At 65.6% G+C, this 1,464-nt stretch carries 1 protein-coding gene; it reads right to left on the bottom strand.

Features of this window, described 5'->3' with window-relative positions; all coding sequences use genetic code 11:
• Window positions 1-31 precede the first annotated feature (31 nt).
• Entirely contained in the window at window positions 32-1,222 is a 1,191-nt protein-coding gene (locus tag ACZ44S_RS39095; protein ID WP_466938270.1) for an IS110 family RNA-guided transposase, read from the bottom strand.
• Between the last annotated feature and the right edge of the window lie 242 nt (window positions 1,223-1,464).

Below are 1,464 nucleotides of genomic sequence, written 5' to 3'. Positions count from 1 at the left end.
TCGGACCCGGTGACACCTCCTCATGTTGTTGTCAAGCCGCAGGGGTGATGGGAGTTGGGGGTTGATAGCTCTGCCGGTCACGGATCATGGCGAACAGAACATTGACGCGACGACGGGCGAGCGCGAGGACGGCGTGCTTGTGCGTCTTCTTCTCGGCTCTCTTGCGGTCGTAGAAGATCCGGGATTCCGGGCAGCTGCGGATGCTGATCATCGCGGAGCGGTAGAAGACGCGCTGCAGGCCACGGTGGTAGCGGTGGGGCCGATGCAGGTTGCCGTTCACGTTTCCAGAGTCCCGGGGGACCGGAGCAACGCCGGCGAAAGCGGCAAGCCGGTCGGCACTGGGGAATCGATCCAGGCCGCCACCGGTCGCGGCGAGGAACTCGGCCCCGAGCAGCGGTCCAATGCCTGGCAGGCTGGCGATCACCGGGGCGAGTTCGTGCTGGTGAAACCGGATCTCAATGTGCTTGTCCAGTTCGTGGATCTTCTTGTGGAGCTCGATCAGTTCCAGCGCCAAGTCTCGGACTACGTGTGCGATCGCGTCCTCACCGGGCAGACGCGTGCGCTGCCGATCCGCCGCGTCGACGGCAGCATCGGCGAGCGTCTCGGCGCTGCGGACCTTGCGGCGACGCAGCCACGATGTGAGCCGCTTGCGGCCTAAACGCCGCAGGCCAGCAGGGGTCTGGTAGCCCGACAGCAGCACCAGCGGGCCGGTGTTCGTGAGCTCCAGCGTGTGTTCCAGGGCAGGAAAGATGCTCAGCACTTGTGCATGAAGGCGGTTGGTCTTCCGGGTCCGCTCCTTGACCAGATCGGCCCGCCGGTCGGTCATGACCCGTAGTTCGGCGGCCAGTTCGCTCTCGGGAGTGAGAACGTGCAGGTCACGACGCATGCGTGCCTGATCGGCGATGACGCGGGCGTCCTTCGCATCGGTTTTCCCCAGGCCGCGGTAGCCGGCGGAGGCGCGGTTCACTGCGAGGCCGGGCAGATAGACAATCGTCTGCCCATGGTTGAGCAGGACATTGACGAGCAGGGAGGCCATGCCGTCGGCGACGTCCACGGCCCAGATGACGTCCTCACCCAGCTTCCGGACGTCGCTGATGAGGTCCTGCAGTTCCGGCTCGTCGTTGACCACTTTCCGCGAGAACAGGACTTCGCCCTCGGCGTCCAGGACGACGGTGTGGTGGTGGGCCTTGCCGATGTCGGTACCCGCCCAGTGCCAGGCCATGGGGCTCCTCCGGTCGTTCGGCGTACTCCGTGCATCCGGACGACTCCGCCAGCATGGTCCTACTCAGCGATACCCGTGGGCCCGCAGCTCCTCATCAGTGGTCGAGTCGTCGTGCGGTCCCGGGCGGCCAGGTGTCACAGGAACCATCGAAGGCAACCACCCCCAAGCCATACCCGGGGCCACTGGATCTTCCGGACCGTACGACAGCCCATCCGACCCATCAACAACGTAGGACCACCCCC

This window comes from Streptomyces malachitofuscus (assembly GCF_055571035.1).
The sequence above is the reverse complement of the archived record's forward strand: the minus strand, read 5'-3'. Positions and strand labels throughout refer to the sequence as shown.

Excerpts from the sequence above, each read along its gene's own strand:
- ACZ44S_RS39095 (WP_466938270.1), bottom strand. The coding sequence starts at position 1,222 with ATGGCCTGGCACTGGGCGGGTACCGACATCGGCAAGGCCCACCACCAC.